General features: G+C 64.6%; 1 protein-coding gene. It reads left to right on the top strand.

Annotation, left to right across the window (positions count from 1 at the left end; all coding sequences use genetic code 11):
- Positions 1-124: 124 nt before the first annotated feature.
- The gene (locus IH54_RS0138585; protein ID WP_234344285.1) at positions 125-1,330 is read left to right on the top strand and encodes an IS256 family transposase; all 1,206 of its coding nucleotides are present in this window, start codon (positions 125-127) and stop codon (positions 1,328-1,330) included.
- The last annotated feature ends 39 nt before the right edge of the window (positions 1,331-1,369 follow it).

Here is a 1,369-nt window from a genome sequence, read left to right on the forward strand (position 1 = left end):
GGGAGTGTCTAATAAACGGCGGATCTGTTGATCATGGAGACGCCAAGTGAGTGAGATGACGATCGAGCACGAGTCCGTGCCTGAGTTGGCCGGTGCGGCCACGTCGGACGAGCAGTTGATCGCGATGCTGGTCGAGCGGGCCCGGAGCGAGGGCGTGCAGCTGACCGGTGCGGGCGGGCTGCTGCAGCAGTTGACCAAGCGGGTGCTGGAGTCCGCCCTGGAAGGTGAGATCACCGATCACCTCGGCTATGACAAGCACGATGCAGCTGGCCGGAACAGCGGTAACAGCCGCAACGGCACCAGGGTGAAGACCGTGCTGACGGATGTCGGACCGGTCGAGGTCAAAGTGCCCCGGGATGTGGAGGGCAGCTTCGAGCCGCAGATCGTCAAGAAGCGGCAGCGTCGGCTGACGGGTGTGGACGAGATGGTGCTGTCGCTGTCCGCGAAGGGCCTCACCCACGGGGAGATCTCCGCGCATCTGGCCGAGATCTACGGCGCCGAGGTCTCCAAGCAGACCATCTCCACCATCACCGACCAGGTGATGGACGGCATGGCCGAATGGCAGAACCGACCGCTCGACCGCGTCTATCCCGTTTTGTTCGTGGACGCCATCAACGTGAAGATCAGGGACGGGAAGGTCGCCAACCGGCCCGTTTACGTCGTCATGGCCGTCACCGTCGAGGGCACCCGGGACATCCTGGGCATCTGGGCCGGCGACGGCGGCGAGGGCGCGAAGTACTGGCTGCAGGTGTTCACCGAGCTGAAGAACCGCGGCCTGGACGACGTGCTGATGCTGGTCTGCGACGGGCTGAAGGGGCTGCCCGAGGCGGTCGAGACGGTCTGGCCTCGAACGATTGTGCAGACGTGCATCGTCCACCTCCTGCGCAACAGCTTCCGATACGCCTCGCGCGCGGACTGGGACAAGATCGCCAAGGCGCTCAAGCCCGTCTACACCGCGTCGAGCGAGAGCGCTGCGGCCGAACGCTTCTCAGAGTTCCAGGACGCCTGGGGGAAGAAGTACCCGGCGATCATCAGCCTGTGGGAGAACGCCTGGGCCGAGTTCGTGCCCTTCCTCTCCTTCGACGTCGAGATCCGCACCGTCATCTGCTCGACGAACGCCATCGAGTCCGTCAACGCCCGCATACGCAAGGCCGTTCGGGCACGCGGGCACTTCCCGACCGAGGCCGCAGCTCTGAAATGCGTCTACATGGCACTGATGAGCCTGGACCCGACCGGCAAGGGCCGCAAACGCTGGACGATGCGCTGGAAGGCACCCCTGAACGCCTTCCAGATCGCCTTCGAAGGCCGGCTCACCCCGGCCAACAACTGAACCCCAACAACCAAGATCAGCCGTTAACTGGACACACCC

The sequence above is a fragment of the Streptomyces sp. NRRL F-5123 genome (genome assembly GCF_000721495.1).
Classification (GTDB): Bacteria; Actinomycetota; Actinomycetes; order Streptomycetales; family Streptomycetaceae; genus Actinacidiphila.

Bases quoted from the DNA above. Each gene is read 5' to 3' on its own strand.
- IH54_RS0138585 (WP_234344285.1), top strand. From the start codon at position 125: ATGCTGGTCGAGCGGGCCCGGAGCGAGGGCGTGCAGCTGACCGGTGCG.